This is a genomic window from Campylobacter concisus, from assembly GCF_015230035.1.
In the GTDB taxonomy this organism is placed as follows: Bacteria; Campylobacterota; Campylobacteria; order Campylobacterales; family Campylobacteraceae; genus Campylobacter_A; species Campylobacter_A concisus_BK.
Genome location: NZ_JAAKZD010000026.1, coordinates 1 through 1,194, shown reverse-complemented (window position 1 = coordinate 1,194; position 1,194 = coordinate 1). Strand labels below are relative to the sequence as shown.

Annotated in this window: 1 protein-coding gene; it reads left to right on the top strand. The window is 35.2% G+C overall.

Features of this window, described 5'->3' with window-relative positions:
• The first annotated feature begins 9 nt into the window (after positions 1 to 9).
• Positions 10 to 1,128, top strand: coding sequence for a methyl-accepting chemotaxis protein (locus G6W41_RS09975; protein ID WP_430733024.1), 1,119 nt, complete (start codon positions 10 to 12; stop codon positions 1,126 to 1,128).
• The last annotated feature ends 66 nt before the right edge of the window (positions 1,129 to 1,194 follow it).

The following is a 1,194-nucleotide window of genomic DNA, read 5'->3' as shown; positions in this document are numbered from 1 at the left end:
CTCCTAAAGATCCAGCTAATCCTAGCAGTGCTATTTATCGTTATCCTCTCAGCATTTGTCTATTTCTTACTTAAAAAGTCTCTTAACCCTATAAAAACTATCCAGTCTAAGCTTGATGATCTATTTAAATTTGTAACTTACGAAGCAAAAGCACCAAGCAAGCTAGAGGTAAGATCAAATGATGAATTTGGTGAGATGAGTAAAGCTATAAATGAAAACATCGATAAAGTCGTAGCTGGCATCAAAAAAGATAGCACTATGATAGATGAGCTAAATAAAGTAGCAAATCTAATGATCAAAGGAAACCTTGGAGCAAAGATAGGCTCAACTCCTAACAACCCATCGCTAAATGAACTAAAAGAGCTACTAAATAAATTCTTTACATCTATCTCAGCAAATTTAAAGGGCATAACAAATGTTCTTAGCTCATATACTAAAAACGACTTTACAGCAAAGGTTGAGATAAATGAAGAGCTAGAGGCTGATCTAAAGGCTATGATACTTGGAGTATCAAATATGGGTGAAGTAATTTGCACTATGCTAAACTCAAATTTAAATGATGCCAAGATGCTTGAAGAAAAGGCTACAACCTTGGCTTTGGCTATGAAAGAGCTCACACAAGGTGCTAGCACTCAAGCAAGCTCACTTCAAGAAAGCGCTGCTGCAGTTGAGCAAATGTCTAGCTCAATGAACGCCATCTCTCAAAAGACAGCTGATGTTATAAGACAAAGTGATGAGATCAAAAACATCATAACTATCATTAGAGATATAGCAGATCAAACAAATTTACTTGCTCTTAATGCTGCTATTGAAGCAGCAAGGGCTGGAGAGCATGGCAGAGGATTTGCAGTTGTTGCTGATGAAGTTAGAAAGCTAGCTGAGAGAACTCAAAAATCACTTGGTGAGATAGAAGCAAATACAAATGTCCTAGCTCAATCAATAAACGAGATGAGTGAATCAATAAAAGAGCAAAGTGAAGGTATCAATATGATAAATCAATCAGTTGCTCAAATAGATAATCTAACAAAAGAAAACGTTGTAATTGCTAATAGGGCTAATGAAGTAACAAGCGATGTTGATAATATGGCAAAGACAATAGTAAGTGAAGTAAGAAAGAATAAATTTTAATCAAACTGCTTCATAAATCTTCATAAATTTCAACCTGGTTTAGACTGGGTTGGGATTTGTATATTT